Source organism: uncultured Citricoccus sp. (assembly GCF_937871995.1).
Lineage (GTDB): Bacteria > Actinomycetota > Actinomycetes > Actinomycetales > Micrococcaceae > Citricoccus.
In genome coordinates this window covers 1-17,693 of sequence record NZ_CALMQR010000152.1, presented here as the reverse complement: position 1 = coordinate 17,693, position 17,693 = coordinate 1, and the positions used below count along the sequence as shown (strand labels likewise).

The 17,693-nt window shown below is 72.9% G+C and carries 17 protein-coding genes and 1 riboswitch; of the genes, 11 read left to right on the top strand and 6 right to left on the bottom strand.

Annotation, left to right across the window (positions count from 1 at the left end):
* Window positions 1-39: 39 nt before the first annotated feature.
* Window positions 40-1,059 (bottom strand): aminoglycoside phosphotransferase family protein, encoded by a 1,020-nt coding sequence (locus Q0283_RS17170; protein WP_183524078.1) that lies wholly within the window; start codon window positions 1,057-1,059, stop codon window positions 40-42.
* A gap of 81 nt (window positions 1,060-1,140) precedes the next feature.
* Here Q0283_RS17170 and Q0283_RS17165 point away from each other — a divergent pair, with 81 nt between their 5' ends.
* Window positions 1,141-2,025, top strand: coding sequence for a CPBP family intramembrane glutamic endopeptidase (locus Q0283_RS17165; protein WP_298045875.1), 885 nt, complete (start codon window positions 1,141-1,143; stop codon window positions 2,023-2,025).
* Between the two features lie 117 nt (window positions 2,026-2,142).
* On the opposite strand, the gene Q0283_RS17160 is transcribed toward Q0283_RS17165, so the two are convergent.
* Window positions 2,143-2,799 carry a VOC family protein gene (locus tag Q0283_RS17160; protein ID WP_183524081.1) on the bottom strand — a complete coding sequence of 219 codons (657 nt, stop codon included), beginning with the start codon at window positions 2,797-2,799 and terminating at the stop codon, window positions 2,143-2,145.
* 140 nt (window positions 2,800-2,939) lie between these two features.
* Window positions 2,940-3,054: riboswitch (SAM riboswitch) on the top strand.
* 72 nt (window positions 3,055-3,126) lie between these two features.
* Here Q0283_RS17160 and Q0283_RS17155 point away from each other — a divergent pair.
* The 3 genes from Q0283_RS17155 to Q0283_RS17145 are packed head-to-tail and all read left to right on the top strand — an operon-like array spanning window position 3,127 to window position 6,381.
* Window positions 3,127-4,503 (top strand): O-acetylhomoserine aminocarboxypropyltransferase/cysteine synthase family protein, encoded by a 1,377-nt coding sequence (locus Q0283_RS17155; RefSeq protein WP_298045871.1) that lies wholly within the window; start codon window positions 3,127-3,129, stop codon window positions 4,501-4,503.
* A 17-nt stretch (window positions 4,504-4,520) separates the two neighbouring features.
* Window positions 4,521-5,642, top strand: a complete 1,122-nt coding sequence (locus tag Q0283_RS17150) for a homoserine O-acetyltransferase (protein WP_183524087.1) — start codon at window positions 4,521-4,523, stop codon at window positions 5,640-5,642.
* Between the two features lie 46 nt (window positions 5,643-5,688).
* The gene (locus Q0283_RS17145) at window positions 5,689-6,381 is read left to right on the top strand and encodes an alpha/beta hydrolase (protein WP_298045868.1); all 693 of its coding nucleotides are present in this window, start codon (window positions 5,689-5,691) and stop codon (window positions 6,379-6,381) included.
* Window positions 6,382-6,385: 4 nt separating this feature from the next.
* Here the strand turns inward: Q0283_RS17145 and Q0283_RS17140 are convergent, their stop codons facing one another.
* Window positions 6,386-6,652, bottom strand: coding sequence for an RNA-binding S4 domain-containing protein (locus tag Q0283_RS17140; protein WP_183524093.1), 267 nt, complete (start codon window positions 6,650-6,652; stop codon window positions 6,386-6,388).
* Window positions 6,653-6,924: 272 nt separating this feature from the next.
* Between Q0283_RS17140 and Q0283_RS17135 the strand changes: the two genes are divergently transcribed.
* From Q0283_RS17135 to Q0283_RS17115, 5 genes are read left to right on the top strand one after another with little or no spacing between them, the layout of a single operon-like run.
* Complete coding sequence (locus Q0283_RS17135) at window positions 6,925-8,316, top strand: glycine--tRNA ligase (protein ID WP_298045865.1); 1,392 nt, start codon at window positions 6,925-6,927, stop codon at window positions 8,314-8,316.
* The gene (locus Q0283_RS17130; RefSeq protein WP_298045862.1) at window positions 8,313-9,473 is read left to right on the top strand and encodes a GNAT family N-acetyltransferase; all 1,161 of its coding nucleotides are present in this window, start codon (window positions 8,313-8,315) and stop codon (window positions 9,471-9,473) included. Before Q0283_RS17135 ends, Q0283_RS17130 begins: the two co-directional genes overlap by 4 nt.
* Entirely contained in the window at window positions 9,470-9,907 is a 438-nt protein-coding gene (locus tag Q0283_RS17125; RefSeq protein ID WP_298045860.1) for a hotdog fold thioesterase, read from the top strand. Before Q0283_RS17130 ends, Q0283_RS17125 begins: the two co-directional genes overlap by 4 nt.
* Window positions 9,908-9,914: 7 nt before the next feature.
* Window positions 9,915-11,327, top strand: coding sequence for a YibE/F family protein (locus Q0283_RS17120; RefSeq protein WP_298045857.1), 1,413 nt, complete (start codon window positions 9,915-9,917; stop codon window positions 11,325-11,327).
* Window positions 11,311-11,961, top strand: a complete 651-nt coding sequence (locus tag Q0283_RS17115) for a cation transporter (RefSeq protein ID WP_298045856.1) — start codon at window positions 11,311-11,313, stop codon at window positions 11,959-11,961. The genes Q0283_RS17120 and Q0283_RS17115 overlap by 17 nt, the downstream gene beginning before the upstream one ends.
* Window positions 11,962-12,077: 116 nt before the next feature.
* Here the strand turns inward: Q0283_RS17115 and Q0283_RS17110 are convergent, their stop codons facing one another.
* The 3 genes from Q0283_RS17110 to Q0283_RS17100 form a co-directional block, all read right to left on the bottom strand.
* A complete protein-coding gene (locus Q0283_RS17110) occupies window positions 12,078-12,623 on the bottom strand; it encodes a dihydrofolate reductase family protein (protein WP_298045853.1) in 546 nt (181 codons plus the stop codon).
* A 69-nt stretch (window positions 12,624-12,692) separates the two neighbouring features.
* Complete coding sequence (locus Q0283_RS17105; RefSeq protein ID WP_298045846.1) at window positions 12,693-13,865, bottom strand: hypothetical protein; 1,173 nt, start codon at window positions 13,863-13,865, stop codon at window positions 12,693-12,695.
* A gap of 117 nt (window positions 13,866-13,982) precedes the next feature.
* A complete protein-coding gene (locus Q0283_RS17100; RefSeq protein ID WP_298045838.1) occupies window positions 13,983-15,011 on the bottom strand; it encodes an LLM class flavin-dependent oxidoreductase in 1,029 nt (342 codons plus the stop codon).
* Between the two features lie 88 nt (window positions 15,012-15,099).
* Between Q0283_RS17100 and dusB the strand changes: the two genes are divergently transcribed.
* Together dusB and Q0283_RS17090 are read left to right on the top strand one after the other, a co-directional pair.
* On the top strand, window positions 15,100-16,308 hold the full coding sequence (gene dusB / locus Q0283_RS17095) for a tRNA dihydrouridine synthase DusB (protein WP_298045809.1): 1,209 nt from the start codon (window positions 15,100-15,102) through the stop codon (window positions 16,306-16,308).
* A 58-nt stretch (window positions 16,309-16,366) separates the two neighbouring features.
* Window positions 16,367-17,689, top strand: coding sequence for a deoxyguanosinetriphosphate triphosphohydrolase (locus tag Q0283_RS17090; RefSeq protein WP_298045888.1), 1,323 nt, complete (start codon window positions 16,367-16,369; stop codon window positions 17,687-17,689).
* Window positions 17,690-17,693: the final 4 nt, after the last annotated feature.

The following is a 17,693-nucleotide window of genomic DNA, read 5'->3' as shown; positions in this document are numbered from 1 at the left end:
CGACGGGCACCCGGGGCCACGGCGAGTGACGCCGGCCCCTCACCGGACACCGGCCGTCAGCGCCGCGACGGCCCGGCCGATCCGCGGCAGCACCTTGCGCAGCAGCCTGGGCCAGTTCGCCGGGCCGGCTCCGGTGGACGGGTCCTCGCGGCCGGCGGCGTCCGCCAGGGTCTCCAGGGCCGTCCAGCCGAGCCAGACCCGGGCCCGCCATGCCTCCGCCGGGTCGCGGGCGATCGACTCCAGCTTCTCCTCCCCGTGCCACAACGAGAGGTAGGCCGGGTTCAGTGCGGGGTCCCAGGCGCTGGCCAGGTCCCAGTCGAGGATCCCGGTCAGGACCCGGTCCCCGCCGGAACGCTTCCAGCGCATGTTGTGCCCGGCCAGGTCCCCGTGCACGAGGGACGGGGCCACCACCGGGTCCTGCGTCCACGCGGTCAGGGTGGCCAGCAGGTCCCCGGCGGTCTCCGGGAAGGCCGCCGCGGTCACCGCCGGATGGTCGGCGGCCCACTCGCCGTCCCACAATTGCCCGCCGTAGGTCTCCCGCAGGCGCGCCGGCAGCTGGCGCACCGTCCGCACGCGTTCGGCCGTCCACGGCCCGCGGTAGGCGAACGGCGGGCCCAGGTGCGGTTCCAGGGCGGCGGTGTCCACGGCCGCCAGCGCCTCGCACAGTCCGCGCAGCACCACCGGGTCGCCCTCGTGCGGGGGATGCGCCCGGCCGGGCAGGTACTCCTGCACCACGGCGGCCGTCCCGTCCGCACCGGTGACCACCTCGGTGAGGGGCACGGGCAGGGCGACGGGGAGCTGGGCCGTGCTCGTCAGGGCCTGCACGAGCGCGACGTTCGCCGGCAGCCGCCCGGCGGCCACCGCGTTCCGGGCCATCCTCACCGCCCCCACACCGGGCAGCACCAGCACACGGTGGAATTGCCCGCCCTCCTCCACGGTGCCCGCGGACCAGTCCGCCGTGGCCAGCCGGTCCGCCGCCGCGGGGGAGGCGCTGACCAGCGGACGCGCGGAGGCGGCACGGGCGAGCGCGAGGTCGGCTGCGGTGGGTGGGGAGGCCATGGATCCACGGTAACCGGGCCCGGGGCCGCGATCCGCCGGTCGCTGCGGGTGTCCCTCGGCGGCCCTTCCTACACTGGTGCGGTGAGCACCCCCGCAGCCTCCCGGCCGACCGACCGCCTGCGCCCCTCGGCCATCACCCCGCCCTCGGCCGGCACGGTCCGCTGGGAGATCGCGATCGTGCTCGGGCTGTCCCTGGGCCAGTCGGCCGTCTACGCGATCGTCAACCTGCTGGAGAAGATGAGCCGGGGCCCGCTGTCCGGGCAGACCACCACGCTGAACCCGCCGCTGGCGGACCGGCAGTACTGGGACCTCACGTACCAGCTGCTGGACATCGTCTTCGCCCTGGTGCCGGTACTGCTGGTGTTCCACCTGCTGGTGATCCGCGGCCGCAATCCGTTCCGGACCTTCGGCCTGGACGCCCGTCGTCCGGGGGCCGACCTGGCCTGGGGCGGGGCCCTGTTCGTGGCGATCGGCCTGGGGACCCTGGCGGTCTACGCGGCCGGGCGGGCGGCCGGGGTAACCACGGCCATCGTGGGCAGCGCGCTGGACGAGTACTGGTGGACCACCCCGGTCCTGGTGCTCTCCGCGCTGCGGCACGCGCTGCTGGAGGAGGTCATCGTGGTGGCCTGGCTCTTCGACCGGCTCGGCTACCTGCAGCAACTGAGGTCCGGGCTGGACCCGGCCCGGCCCGGCGAGCCCGGTGGGCTGCGCACCTGGGCGAGCGGCGCCGTCGTCCCCCTGAACGCCACGACCGTGGTGGTGGGATGCGCGGTCCTGCGCGGGGCCTATCACCTGTACCAGGGGATCGGGCCGGGAGTGGGGAACCTGCTCATGGGATTGGTGTTCGGTGCGCTGTACGTGCGCTACCGGCGCGTGATGCCCCTGGTCGTGGCCCACCTGCTGCTGGACGTGACCGGGTTCGTGGCCTACCCGGCCCTGGCCCGGCTGGGGCTGTTCGGCACCTGAGCCCGGCCCGCGCCGCCTGTTCCGGTCGGCTCCACGCGGGACCGGCGGGCGTCCTGGACGCGAAGGCCCCCGCCCACCGGGCCGGGGGCCGGGAGGGGGCGGGGGCCGCGGGGCGCGTCAGAGGGTGACGGTGCCCTTGGGGGTCTCGAAGGTGACCTCGAGGATGCCGGGCGTGCCGGAGGGGGACTCGTAGATGACGTTGAGGTCCTCGACCCTCTGCTCGGGGTCGTCCAGTCCCAGCCAGCCCCGCACCCGGTCCCGCGATCCGGCGATCGTGATGGAGGACAGCTCCGCCTGCGGCTCCGCGGCGCGGGAGGGGTGCAGCTCCTCCATGCCGTCATCCCAGCGCAGCAGGTAGGGCACCTGCGGGTCGGCGATGAGGCCCTTGATGCCGATCTGGCGCCAGGTCAGCTCGCGGCCGTCCGGGAACTTGCGGTTGCCCGGAACGGACTGGCGCTCGAGCCGTTCCTCGAACGGGGCCAGGTCGTCCACGGCCACGCACCAGCCCATCCAGCCGCCGCCCATCTCGGAGCGGGCGCGCACGGCCTGTCCGAACGGGGCCTTGCCGGAGGAGGGGTGGTCGAGTACCTCGACGACCTCCAGGTACTGGTGCTTGCGCAACGGGAAGATGGCGTTGCGGGTGCCGAAGCGGGGGTGGACCCCGCCCTTGACTCGCTCGATGCCCAGGGCATCGGCGATCCGGGCCACCGCGGCGGGGAGGCCCTCTTCGGGGCCGACGGCGTACGAGACGTGATCAAGGCGCATCATGCCCATATCGTCCCACTTCCCCGTGGCGGAGATCGCTTAGGTTACCCTCACTTGAAAAGTTGCGCAGATCACACTCCGGCGGGGCCGCGGTCACACTGTGACCGAACGGGATGACCCGCTCGCACCGATCTGGCAGACTGGGCGCAGGTCATGAGCGCCAGCATCGAGCCCCGGCTTGCTGGCCGGCAACCCTCCAGCTCGCGGTGGGGTGCCCCGGGTGAGGACCAGGCGGGTGTCGACCGGCACCTGCAAGCGCGGGCCACCACGGCGCGGCATGCTTCACGGCACCGTGATGCCACCGGGTGGCCCTGGACGGATACAGGAGCCATGTCGATGACTGACACCCCGAACCAGGCCACCCCGGACACCGACCCGGCCGGCGCCACGGACTCCGCCGCGAACTGGGGCTTCGAGACCCGGCAGGTGCACGCCGGCATCCCGGAGGTCAACCCCTTCGGCGCCACCGCGCTGCCGATCATCCAGTCCAACTCCTTCGACTTCCCCTCCCACGAGGTCGCCGCCGACCGGTTCGCCCTGAAGGACCTCGGGCCCATCTACACCCGCATCGGCAACCCGACCCAGGAGGCCGTGGAGGGCAAGATCGCCGCCCTCGAGGGCGGGGTGGGCGCCCTGCTGCTGGCCTCCGGGCAGGCGGCCACCACCTTCTCCGTGCTCAACCTCGCCGGTGCGGGGGACCACGTGGTGGTCTCGGCCTCCCTCTACGGCGGCACCCAGAACCTGTTCAAGCACACCCTGGCCAAGATCGGCATCACCACCACCTTCGTCCAGGACCCGGACGACCTGGAGGAGTGGGCGGGCGCCGTCCGGGACACCACGAAGCTGCTGTTCGCCGAGTCCCTCGGCAACCCGCGCGGGGACGTGCCGGACCTGCGGGGCATCGCCGACGTCGCCCACGCCGCCGGCGTGCCGTTCATCGTGGACAACACCCTGGCCACCCCCTACCTGCTGCGGCCCATCGAGCACGGCGCGGACGTGGTCGTGCACTCGGCCACCAAGTACCTCGGCGGCCACGCCGTGGCCATGGGCGGGGTCATCGTGGACGCCGGGACCTTTGACTACGCCTCCCAGCCGGAGCGCTTCCCGGGCTTCAACACCCCGGACGAGAGCTACAACGGACTGGTGTTCGCCCGGGACCTGGGCGTCGGGGGCATCCTCGGTGCCAACCTCGCCTACATCCTGAAGGCCCGCGTGCAGTTGCTGCGCGACCTCGGCAGCTCGATCAGCCCGTTCAACGCCTTCCTGCTCAACCTCGGCCTGGAGACCCTGTCCCTGCGGATGGAGCGTCACGTGGCCAACGCGCAGAGGGTCGCCGACTACCTGGACGGCCACGCCCAGGCCGAGGCCGTGATCTACCCGGGCCTGGCGTCCAGCCCCTGGTACGAGCGCGCGCAGCAGTACCTGCCCCAGGGCGCCGGCGGCTTCGTGTCCTTCGAGATCGCCGGTGGCCGCGAGGCCGGCGCGCGGTTCGTGGACGCCCTGCGCCTGCACCACCAGGTGGCCAACATCGGCGACATCCGTTCGCTCGTCATCCACCCGGCCTCCACCACGCACTCCCAGTTGACGGAGGCCGAGCAGCGCGCCGCCGGTGTCACCCCCGGCCTGGTCCGGCTCTCGGTGGGCGTGGAGAGCATCGATGACATCCTGGCGGACCTCGAGGAGGGGTTCGCCGCCGCCAACGTCAGCGCGTGAGGCACGGAGGGACCCCCATGACCATGACCAGCCCCCACCAGACCCGCACCGCCCTTCCCGACGGCGGCCTGCACTCCCGGCGGATCGGCGCCTTCGACTTCGAGGCCGGCGGTCACCTGCCCGCCGTGGAGATCGCCTACGAGACCTGGGGCACGCTGAACGCGGACAGGTCCAACGCCGTGCTGGTGCTGCACGCCCTGACCGGTTCCACCCACGTGGCCGCCTCCACCGGGGAACCGGAGGCCGGCTGGTGGGAGGGCATCATCGGACCGGGCGCGCCGGTGGACACCGATCAGTGGTTCGTGGTGGCCCCCAACATGCTGGGCGGCTGCTACGGGACGACCGGTCCGTCCTCGCTGGACGCGGACGGCACCCCGTGGGGTTCGCGGTTCCCGTTCACCACCATCCGGGACTCCGTCCATGCCGAGGCCCGCCTCGCGGACGCCCTGGGCATCGAGGCGTGGCAGGCCGTGATCGGCGGCTCGATGGGCGGGGCCCGCGCCCTGGAATGGGCCGCGACCTACCCGGGGCGGGTGCGCGGCATGGCCGTCATCGCCTGCGGCGCCCACTCCACGGCCGAGCAGATCGCGTTCGCCCAGGCCCAGGTCCAGGCGATCACGCTGGACCCGGACTTCCAGGGCGGCGACTACTACGGCCGCTCCCGGCCCGACGCCGGCCTGGGCATCGCCCGGCGGATCGCGCATATCACGTACCGCTCCGAGCCGGACATGGGGTCCCGGTTCGGGCGGAGTCCGCAGCAGGACGAGGACCCCTTCGGCCACCCGCTGCGCCGGAGCGGCCGGTACCAGGTGGAGTCCTACCTGGACCACCAGGCGGCCAAGCTCGCCGGACGCTTCGACGCCAACAGCTACCTGGTGCTCACCGAGGCGCTGATGAGCCATGACGTGGCGCGGGGCCGCGGGAGCGAGGAGGAGGTGCTGGCCGGGATCCCCGCCGCGGCGTTCATCGCCGCGGTCGACTCGGACCGGCTCTACTTCCCGGGCCAGTCCCAGGAACTGGCCCGCCAGCTGCCCGGTGAGGTGCCGGTGTTCATGATCGACTCGCCGATCGGCCACGACGGGTTCCTGACGGACATGGACCAGGTGGCCGGTGAGATGAAGCGGGTCCTGGGACTCTGACCGGCCGGATTGATCGGCTCTCACCGGGGGCCTCTACCCTGTGGGTATGACTGATGCCGCCGCTGCCGCCACCCCCGAGCCGTTCGTCCGCTGGTCCCGTCCCGAGGCCGAGCGCGCGGGCACCCCACTGCTGGTGGTGCTGCACGGCTACGGTGCGGACGAGAACGACCTGTTCGGGATCGTCCCCGAACTGCCGGGCAGGTTCACCATCGCCTCGGTCCGGGCCCCGCTGGCCATGGACCACGGCGGGTTCACCTGGTTCCCGCTGAGCACCTCGATGTCCTCCTCGCCGCTGGCGGTGCGCGCCGCCGTCGAGGACCTGCAGGCCTGGGTGGACACCCAGCGCGAGCACTTCTCCAGCGTCTCCCTGCTGGGGTTCTCCATGGGGATGGCCATGGCCACCTCGCTGCTGCGGCTGGACCCGGAGGCCTACGCCTGCGTGGTCGGGCTCTCCGGCTTCGCCGTGAACCCGGACCAGGACGGGGCGGCGGCGCGCGCGGGCACCGGGCCGCTGGCCGGGTTCTTCGACGACGAGGCCGTCAGGGCCGTGAGGCCGAAGGTGTTCTGGGGCCGGGACCAGGCCGATCCGGTCATCACCCAGGACAAGGTCGAGTACACCCACGCCTGGATGAACGAGCACGTGGAGCTGACCAAGGTGCTCTACGCCGGGATCGGCCACGGCATCGGCCCGCAGGAGCTGCGGCACGTGGGGGAGTACCTGGACTACGTGGTCCGGTAGCCCCTCAGTGGCCGGCCGGGACCACCTTCACGGCCTCGCCGGAGAACTCGATGATGTCCCCGTGGTGCAGCTGGCGGCCGCGACGGGTCTCGGGGTCCCCGTTGACCTGCACCAGTCCGGCCTCGATGACCACCCGCGCGTCCGCCCCGTCCTCCACCAGGTTGGCGAGCTTGAGCGCCTGCCCGAGCCGGATCACCTCGTCACGGATCTCGAGCCGCGTCGGATGGGACGCCGGGGACTGGGGTGCGTGGCGGGCGGTGTGATCGGACATGACTCCATTGTCGCCGATCACGCGGGGAATGGGTGAGGAAATATCCGCCTCCGTGCGGGAGCGCGCCGAGGGGCGCCGGGCGCGGCGCCCGTCCCGATCGTGCCCGGCCACGGCGAGCGAACCGCGGTGGTGGCGGTTCAGTGCCGGGGCGGCCGGGCACCTAGACTGTCTGACGTAGTCGCCGGTCTCGCACCGGCTGCCCCGCCCGACCCACCAGCACCAGCGCGGGCCGCCGCCAGCGGCCGATGCGCAGACACGGATGTGATGCCCCCATGGCCCCCAAATCCACCCTCGACCAGGTCATCTCCCTCGCGAAGCGACGCGGATTCGTCTTCCAGGCCGGAGAGATCTACGGCGGTTCCCGCTCGGCGTGGGACTACGGGCCGCTGGGCGTGGAGCTGAAGGACAACATCAAGACCCAGTGGTGGAACACCTTCGTGCGCGGCCGGGAGGACATGGTCGGGCTGGACTCGTCCATCATCCTGCCCCGCGCCGTCTGGCAGGCCTCGGGCCACGTGGACACCTTCACCGACCCGCTGGTCGAGTGCCTCTCCTGCCACAAGCGCCACCGCCAGGACCACCTCGTCGAGGCGTTCGAGGCGAAGAAGGGCCGCCGGCCCGAGGGCGGCACCGACGGCATGGACGAGATCGTGTGTCCGGACTGCGGGAACCGCGGGCAGTGGACCGAGCCGCAGACCTTCTCGGGGCTCATGAAGACCTTCCTGGGACCGGTGGACAACGAGGAGGGCCTGCACTACCTGCGCCCCGAGACCGCCCAGGGCATCTTCGTGAACTTCCTCAACGTGGTGGGCGCCGCCCGCAAGAAGCCGCCGTTCGGCATCGGCCAGATCGGCAAGGCCTTCCGCAACGAGATCACCCCCGGCAACTTCATCTTCCGCACCCGCGAGTTCGAGCAGATGGAGATCGAGTACTTCGTCCACCCGGACGAGGCCAAGGGCCACTTCGACACCTGGGTGGAGGCCTGCTGGAACTGGTTCATCGACCTGGGGATCAACCCGGACAACATGCGCCGCTTCGACGTCCCGGACGGCGAGCGCGCCCACTACTCCGACGCCACCATCGACCTCGAGTACCGGTTCGGCTTCCAGGGCTCGGAGTGGGGCGAGCTGATGGGCATCGCCAACCGCACCGACTTCGACCTGAACTCCCACACGGCGGCCTCGGGCACCAAGATGCAGTACTTCGACCAGGGCACGGGCGAGCGGTACACCCCGTACGTGATCGAGCCGAGCTTCGGGCTGACCCGCTCCATGATGGCGTTCCTGGTGGACGCCTACCGCGAGGAGGAGGCGCCCAACGCCAAGGGCGGCACGGACATCCGCACCGTGCTGGGCCTGGACCCGCGGATCGCCCCGGTCAAGGCCGCCGTGCTCCCGCTGTCCCGCAAGGAGGAGCTGGTGCCGACCGCGAAGAGGCTCGCCGACGAGCTGCGCGGGGTCTGGAACATCGACTACGACGACGCCGGCGCCATCGGCCGCCGCTACCGCCGCCAGGACGAGATCGGCACCCCGTACTGCATCACCGTGGACTTCGACTCGCTCGAGGACCAGGCCGTGACCATCCGGGAGCGGGACACCATGGCCCAGGAGCGCGTGGGCCTGGACCAGGTGCGCGGCTGGCTGTTCGAGCGGCTGGCCCAGTGACCGGGCCGGCGGCGGACCGGTCCGGGAACGTCACCCTGCGGCCGTGGGCCGAGGGGGACGACCTGCGGTTGCTGCAGACCTGGGGCGACCCCTCGGACCCGCAGCAGCACCAGGACCGCACCCTGTTGCGGCCCTCCCACGACGGCGGCCCGGCCGCGGGTGCCGCCGACGGCTGGGTGCGCTGCCTGGTCGCCGAGGACGACGGCGTCCCGGTGGCCGCCGGGGTGGTCTCCACCTCCCGGGTGCACCCGAGGCGGTTGTGGTTCTACGCCGAGACGGCCGCGCCCGTGCGCAACCGCGGCATCGGCACGATGCTGCTGAACGCGCTGCGCGCGGAGGCGGACGTGGCCGTGGAGACCATCGGGACCGTCGAGCTCAAGACGCGGGTCGCCGTCGGGCACGAGGGCACGGTGCCGGACGGCGCGGAGGCGACCCAGCGGTTCCTGGCCGGCCACGGGTTCCGTGAGGTCCAGCGCTCGCGGCGCATCGTCGTCGGGCCCGGGGTGCTGGCACCGCCGGAACTCTCCGAGGGCGGGATGACGCTGGAGGAGGCGGCCACCGGATCGGTGGAGCTGACCCAGGCGGTGTCCGTGTTCTACCAGGCGGTGCACGACTGGGACCCGGCCGAGATGACCGTGGGACGGGCCCAGCAGCTGCTGCTCGGCCCGCAGACGGGTGCCTCCGGGGCCGTGGTGCTGCGCAACCGGCCCAAGGCCGAGGGCGGCACGATCACGGCGTTCGCGATCTCCTACACCCCGGAGCGCACCGAGGACCCCACGGACGTGCTGATCGGCTGGGATCCCGAGCTGGCCCCCGCGGACGCGCAGTTCGCCGCGGGCGCCCTGCTGGCCATGCTCACCGCCCAGTACCCGGTCCAGGTGGAGGCCGACGACGCGATGACGGCGCTGACCCCCATGCTCGACCAGTTGCTGTCCACCGGGCACGCGCGGGTGTTGCTGGACACCCGGATCTGGGCGACCGACCGGTCCGAGGACCGCGAGCCCGCCCGGGACGCCGCGGTGGAGGGCGCCGCCGGGCCGGGGGCCGAACCGGGTCCCGACCCCGCCGACCTGCCGGACCCGCTGGCCGGGTCCGGGGCGGACTCGGCCGCGGATCCCGACGAGACCGAGGGCGAGCGAGAGGCGGCCCCGCTGTGACCGATCCGATGGACACCGCGGCGGACTCCGCCCTGCGCGCCGAGCGGGCCGCCGCCATCCTCGCGGTGGACACCCCCGTGACGGACCAGGGCATCACGTTCGTCGCCGGGGACGACGCCGGCTGCGCCATGGCCATGACGGTGCGGTCCCGGCAGTGCAACTCCCACGGGATCTGCCACGGCGGGATCACCATGCTGCTGGCGGACACCGCGGCGGCCTACGCGCTGAACACGGGGGAGCAGTCCCCGCGCTGGGTGACCTCCCACTCCAGCTCGTCGCTGCTGGCGCCCGGGCGTGCGGGGGAGGTGCTCACCGCCACCGCCGAGATCGGCACCGGCAGCGGGTCCTCGCGGATCGTGGACGTGCGGGTGACCGAGCCGGACGGGACCGTGGTGGTGGAGATGCGCAACGTCATGGTCCGGTTGCGGGGCTGACCGCCCGGTGCAGGACAGTCTCCCGGGCGGTCATGGCCACGGCCTGGACGCCGGACCCGGGGCCGACGCCGCGCTGACCGGTCCCGGCGGGTCGCGCCGCCGCGTCGTCACCGCCCTGGCGGCGATCCTCGTGCCCGTGACGCTGCTGCTGGTGGCCGCCATGATCGCCCTGTGGCCCTCGGGGTCCCACCGGGAGCTGTCCCTGGCCGATCCCTACGGCACCGCCTCGGGGGTGACCCTGTTCTCCGGGACGGTGACCGCCGTCGAGCCGAGGGACTGCGGGCCGCAGGCCGGGGCCCTCGAGACCCCCGGCGGTGCCGTGGTCGGTGAGGGCGCGGCGGCGCAGGTGCGGTGCGTGGACGCCATCGTGGACCCCGACGGCGGCGGCACCGACGCCGCCCGGGTGCCGGTCCCGCCGGAGGTCGGCGCCAGCAGGGACGTGGCCGTGGGGGACCGGATCAAGGCGCTGGACCTGTCGGCGCTGCCCGGCGGCACCGCCGGCACCGCCGGCGCCGGCGGGCCCGCGGACGGGGCCGGGGCCTCCGGGGCGGTCGACCACGTCTTCGTGGACTTCGAGCGGACGGTGCCCGTGGTGGCGCTGGCCGGGCTCTACGCCCTGGTCGTGGTTCTGGTGGCGCGCTGGCGCGGGGTGCGGGCCATCCTGGGCCTGGGCCTGGCCTTCACGGTGCTGTTCTGGTTCATGGTCCCCGCCCTGCTGGAGGGCGGGCCGCCGCTGTGGGTCGGCCTGGTGGGCTGCTCGCTGATCATGGTGGTGGTGCTGTACTTCGCCCACGGGTTCTCCCTGCGCACCACCACGGCCCTGCTGGGCACCCTGATCGGGCTGGGGCTGACCGCGGTCCTGGCTGCCTGGGGCACGGACGCGTCCGCATTGACCGGGATGGGCGACGAGTACTCCTACGTGCTGGCCGCCGTGGCCCCCGAGGTGCGGCTCAGCGGGATCGTGCTGTGCGGACTGCTGGTGGCCGGCCTCGGGGTGCTCAACGACGTCACCATCACCCAGTCCTCGGCCGTCTGGGAACTGCAGTCGGCCAACCCCCGGGCCTCCGCACGGGAGCTGTTCGCGGCCGGGATGCGCATCGGGCGGGACCACATCGCCTCCACCGTCTACACCATCGCCTTCGCCTACGCCGGCGCGGCCCTGCCGCTGCTGATCGTGGTCTCCCTGTACGACCGGTCCCTGGCCGACACCCTGCTCTCGGCCGACCTGGTGGAGGAGGTGGTGCGCATCCTGGTCGGCTCGATCGGCCTGGTCCTGGCCATCCCGGTGACCACCGCGATCGCGGTGGGCGTGGCCAGGTCGGTGCAGGCGCACCCGCACACGCAGCCGGACGTGCAGGCGCAGGCGGAGGCGGTCTCCACCGGTCCTGCGCGGGGGCAGCGGCGTGACGCCGGACGGTGACCGGCGGGAGCCGGCTCGGACCCGGTGGACCCCGCGCGAGCTGAAGGCCTCCGTGCTGGTCGTCGCGCTGCTGAACCTGGCCTACATGGTCGTGGAGATGTCCGTGGCCCTGGCCATCGGCTCGGTGTCCCTGGTCGCCGACTCGGTGGACTTCTTCGAGGACTTCGCCGTGAACATCCTGATCGTCGTCGCGCTGGGCTGGTCCGCCCGCAGTCAGGCCGTGGCGGGCAAGGCCCTGGCGCTGATCATCCTGCTGCCGGCCCTGGCCGCCGCGTGGACGGCGTTCCTCAAGGCCGGGGCCCCCGAGCCGCCGGACCCGGTCGCCCTGGTGGTCACGGCCGGTGGCGCGCTGGCCGTCAACCTGGTGTGCTCGCTCGTGCTGGCGAGGTTCCGGCACGGCGGCGGTTCGCTGACCCGGGGAGCCTTCCTGGCCGCCCGGAACGACGTGGTCGTGAACCTGGCGATCATCGTCATGGGCCTCGTGACGGCCTGGACGCTCTCCGGCTGGCCGGATGTCATCCTGGGCCTGCTGATCATCGTGCTCAACGTGTCGGCGGCCAGGGAGGTCTGGGAGACGGCCACGGAGGAGCACCTGGCGGCCAGGGCCCTGGCCGGGGACCTCGACGACGACTGAGCGGCCGACTGAGCGGCCGGCGGGACGCCCGGCTGGACGACCGGCTGAGCCGCCGGCGGACCGGTGGCCGGCCGGGGTGGCCGGCTTCGGCCGGCGCGGACATGAGTCCGGGAACGCTAGTGCCGCGGCCGGTACCGGAGCGCCACCGCGCCGGAGGTGAACTCCTTCCGGTCGAGCAGGCGCAGTTCCAGGTGCTCGGTGAGCCCGGCGAACGGCCTCGGGCCGTGGCCGGCCAGGACGGGGTGCACCACGAACTCGTACTCGTCGATGAGCCCGAGTTCCGCCAGTGCCAGTGGGAGCATCACACCGCCCACGTAGAGCCCCTCGCCCGGTTCGTCCTTGAGCCGCCGCACGGCCTGGCCCAGGTCCCCGCGCACGAGCTCGGCGTTCCAGTCGACCGTCTCCAGGGTGCTCGAGACCACGTACTTCCTCGCCGCGTCGATCGTGCGCCCGAAGGGCTGCGTCCAGTCCGGCATCGCCTCGGAGGCCGGCGGACGCCACGCCTGCTCCATCATCAGGTACGTGACGCGGCCGAGGATGAGCGCGTCGGCACGCGCCAGGATCCCGGCGTGGTGGGCGTGCAGTTCCTCGTCCGTGAGGACGACCCGGTGGTCGCAGCAGCCATCGAGGGTGACATTGATGGAGAACCGCAGCGGTCGCATGGCGCCACGCTAGTGAGGGGGCCGCGGCCGGGGAATGCATGGTCCCCGCCCGGTGCCGGTCAGTCGCGGTCAGCGCCGGTAGGTGCTCGGCCAGGCCGCGCGCAGGCGGCAGATCCGCCCGTCGGCGACGCGCTGCAGGCGCCCGGTGACGAGGCCCTCGAGCAGTCCCTCGTGCAGGCGCTGGTCCATCCGGGGCCTGGGGGAGGGGATGAAGGTGCCGTTCGGGACGACGTCCTGGATGACCTTCCGGACGTTCTCCGGCAGGCTCTGCACGCCGCGGACGATGCCCGCGTTGAGGCTCTCGGTGATCCCGGCCCCGAAACCGCCGGTGGCACCCAGCAGGGTGCGGGCCTCCTCGAACAATTCCTCCTCGGACAGGCACCTGCCGTCCGGGAGCAGGGACCACAGGGCGTTGGCGATCTCCACGGGCGGGGCGTCGTCCAGGGGCAGGTCCGCCGGGCGTCCGAAGGTGCGGTAGACACCCCAGTGCTCGACTTCCGTGGAACCGGGCCAGAGGAATCCGTGCCGGTCCACCGTGTACCGGTGGGTGGCCATGAGCCGGTCGAGGGCCTTCTGGGCGCGGTACGCGGCGCCGGGGCCGTCTGCGCGTTCCCGCAGTGCCTTGAGGGCCTTCTCCCGGCGCAGGGGGTAGGTCGCGTCCAGGAAGTCCTTGACGGCGCGTTCGGCGTCCCGGGCGGTGACGGCACCCATCCGGGGCAGCACGGCCGGCCGTCCCCAGCGGGGGTCGAGGAGGAACTGGGGGTGGGGGACCTGCAGGGTGCCCGGCGTGCTCCAGCCGGTGGTGCGGACGGCGCGGTCGGCGTCCCGGTAGGCGTCCTCGACCCGCTCCACCAGCAGCTCGAGGGACTCCAGGTCCTGGTCCGTGGGGGCGAGCCGGGAGGCCGTGTCCCCGGTGCCGGGGTCCCGACCGCGGGCGCCGGGGGCGGGGTCCACGGACCGTTCCAGGGCGTACTTGTCCCGGGCGGCGCGCTTGAGGGTTCCCGAGAAGCCCCGGACCACGGGGCTGGACCGGTCCAGCCACCCCGGGGCCGCGAGGGCGTCACCGGGGCTGCGGTCGTAGCGTTCGGCGTCCATCGTCACGCGGTGGAAGCGCCGTTCCAGTTCCCGCCAGCGCTCCTGCCGGCCGGTGAGCTGGCTGCGCCGGATGGCGGCCACGCCGGCCCATCCGCCGATGCCGGCCACCACGGCGAACACGATGAGCATGATGACCCAGAACTCCATGGGGTCAGGCTCCCGTCTGCCGGCGGTGGGGGGTGCGGGGCGATCGAGCCCAGCCCTCCAAGGTTACCAACGCGCCCGGGCAGACGCCGGGTGCCGCGGGAGGGACCGGTGTGCCGGTCACTGCCAGCCGAGCACCCTGGCCAGTCCGGCCCACTGCGCGAACAGGTGCGCGTTGTACTCCACGCCGAGCTGGTTCGGGTTGGCCAGCAGGACCCAGTCCGCGGCCTGGACGGCCTCGTCCCCGCGCAGCAGGTCGGCGACCTCGTCCGGGGTGCCCGAGTACGTCGGCCCGCTGCGTGCCCGGCCGCCCTCGAGGTGGCCGAAGGAGTCCCTGGCCTCCTTCCGGCCGCCGAAGTACCGGTCGTCCTCGGCCGAGACGATGGGGAACACCGATCGGGTCACGGCGGTCATCCCGCCAGTGGTGTGGCCGGACTCGGCGTAGGCGGCCCGGTACTGGGCGATCTGGTCGGCCTGCTGGACGTGGAAGGGCCGGCCGTCGTCCTGGAGGAGCAGGGTGGAGGAGAGCAGGTTGTACCCCTGCCTCGCGGCCCGCACGCCGGAGGCGATGGTGCCCGAACCCCACCAGATCCGGTTGACCAGGCCACGGGACTGCGGCTGGATGGACAGCATGTCCTGCCCCGGGGGCGCCCAGCCGGAGTTCGGGTCGGCCTCGGCGATCATCCCCCCGGAGATGGCCTGCCGGAACCGCCGGCCCCGTTCCTGCGCCAGGTCCGACCAGCTCTGCCCCTCCTCCACGTCGTAGCCGAACTGGTGCTGGCCGTCCCGCGCCGCCTCGGGCGAACCGCGGGAGATGCCCAGCTGCAGCCGGCCGCCGGAGATGAGGTCCGTCGTCGCGGCCTCCTCCGCCATGTAGAGGGGGTTCTCGTACCGCAGGTCGATCACGCCGGTGCCCAGGGCGATGGTCCGGGTGACCGCGCCCATCGCGGCCAGCAGGGGGAACGGGGAGGAGATCATGTGCTGGAAGTGATGTGACCTGACCCAGGCCCCGTCCATTCCGGCCTCCTCCGCGGCCACCGCCATCTCGATGGTCTGGGTCAGCGTCGCACCGGGATCCGGGGTGCGGGACCCGGGCGCGGAACTCCAGTGCCCGAAGTTCAGGAACCCGATCTTCTTCCGTTCACTCATGGTTGGCATAACACTCCATCCACCGGGGATCTTCCACCCCCCGTGGACGGCGCGGCGGCGCGCGGCCATCTCTGGGATAATGGGTGCAATGACTGCCGTGACTGACGCTTCCCCCGTTTCCCAGCACGCGGCCCCGGTTCCAGGACGACTCAACCTGCCCGCCCTGCAGCTGGGCCCGCTGACCATCGACGTGCCCGTGGTGCTGGCCCCCATGGCCGGGATCACCAACACCGCCTTCCGCCGGCTCTGCCGCGAGTACGGCGGCGGCCTCTACGTCTCCGAGATGGTGACCGCCCGCGCCCTCGTGGAGCGCCGGCCCGAGTCTCTGCGGATCATCCACCACGACCCGGACGAGACGCCCCGCTCGGTGCAGGTCTACTCCGTGGACCCGGTCACCACCGGCCAGGCCGTGCGGATGCTCGTCGAGGAGGACCGGGCCGACCACGTGGACCTGAACTTCGGCTGCCCGGTGCCCAAGGTCACCAAGCGCGGTGGCGGCTCGGCCCTGCCGTGGAAGTCCGAGCTGTTCGCCTCGATCGTCGGCGCCGCCGTGCGCGAGGCCTCCAAGAAGGACATCCCGGTCACGGTGAAGATGCGCCGCGGCATCGACGAGGACCACCTGACCTACCTCGACGCCGGCCGCACCGCCCGGGACCTGGGCGTGGCCGCCGTCGCCCTGCACGGGCGCACCATGGAACAGCACTACTCCGGCACCGCGGACTGGGACTCCATCGCCCGGTTGCGCGAGGCTCTGCCGGACATCCCGGTGCTGGGCAACGGGGACATCTGGAGCGCCGAGGACGCCATCGCCATGGTGCGGCGGACCGGTGTGGACGGCGTCGTCATCGGGCGCGGCTGCCAGGGCCGGCCCTGGCTCTTCGGGGACCTGCAGAACGCGTTCGAGGGCTCGGACGAGCGCTTCCGCCCCGGCCTGGCCACCGTCGCCGACACCTTCTACCGGCACGCCGAGCTGCTCGTGGACACCTTCGGCGGGGACGAGGACAAGGCCCTGCGGGACATCCGCAAGCACGTGGCCTGGTACTTCAAGGGCTATCAGGTGGGCGGGGAGCTGCGGGCGAAGCTCGCCCAGGTGCCGGACCTGGTCACCCTGCGGGCCCTGCTGGACGAGCTGGACCCCACCGCCCCGTACCCGGGTCCCGACGCCGAGGGGCCGCGCGGGCGCGCGGGTTCGCCCAAGCGCCCCCACCTGCCCGAGGGGTGGCTGGACTCCCGGGAGCTCAACGCCGAGCAGAAGACGATGATCGCCGCCGCCGAGCTGGACGTCTCGGGTGGCTGAGCCGGCGTCGTCCTCCGCGCCCGTGCCGCCGCGCGGACGGCCGCGCGCGCACCAGGCCGTGCTCTTCGGCCCCGAGGGCCGCCCGCCCTACGCGGGCAGGCCGGCCGCCCTGCCCGGTTACTCGGCCTGGGACCGCGAGCGCTGGCTGCCGGAACCGCCGAAGAGCTCGTACCGCTCGGACTTCGAACGGGACCGGGCCCGCATCCTGCACTCCTCCGCGCTGCGCCGGCTGGGGGCCAAGACCCAGGTGGTCGCCCCGGACGAGGACGACTTCGCCCGCACCCGGCTGACCCACTCCCTCGAGGTGGCCCAGGTGGGCCGGGAACTGGGACGGTCCCTGGGCTGTGACCCGGACGTGGTGGACGCCGCCTGCCTGTCCCACGACCTCGGCCACCCGCCCTTCGGGCACAACGGGGAGCGGGCCCTCAACGCGCTGAGCCAGGACATCGGCGGCTTCGAGGGCAACGCCCAGACCCTGCGGCTGCTGGCCCGGCTGGAGACCAAGAAGTTCTTCGACGACGGCACCTCGGCCGGGCTGAACCTGACCCGCGCCTCGCTCGACGCCTCCTGCAAGTACCCGTGGGCGAACGAGGACGCCCCGCTGGACCCGGACGGCAGGCGCAGCCGCAAGTTCGGCGTCTACGCGGACGACCTGCCGGTCTTCGCCTGGTTCCGCCGGGGCGTCACCGGCCTCCGGAAGTCCATGGAGGCCCAGGTCATGGACCTGGCCGACGACATCTCGTACTCGGTGCACGACGTCGAGGACGGGATCGTCAACGGCCAGTTCCAGCTGCACTGGCTCCAGGACGCCTCCCACCGGGAACTCGTGGTCGAGCGCACCCTGCAGTGGTACCTCCCGGAAACCGACCCGGCCGAGGTCGAGGCCGCGCTCCAGCGGCTGGAGGGTACCTCCGTGTGGGTGGCCGAGGCGGACGGCACCCGGCGCTCGCGGGCCGCGCTGAAGGACATGACCAGCCAGCTCATCGGCCGGTTCTCCAACGCCGCGTTCGACGCCACCCGCGAGGTGTTCGGCAACGACCCGCTCACCCGGCACGGGGCCGACGTGGTGGTCCCCGCCGAGACGGCCATCGAGATCGCCACCATGAAGGGCATCGCCGCCGCCTACGTGATGAGTTCCGAGGCCCGCCAGCCGCTCTACGCCCGTCAGCGGGAACTGCTCACCGAGCTGGTGGGCCTGCTCTGGTCCACCGGGGACCGCTACCTGGACCCGATGTTCGCCCAGGACTGGCGGGAGGCCGCGGACGACGCCGCCCGCCGCCGCGTGGTCATCGACCAGGTGGCCTCGCTGACCGACTCCACGGCCCTGGAGTGGCACGCCACCCTGGTCCGCGGGGAGCAGTTCTCCCGGACCTGGGTCTGATCCC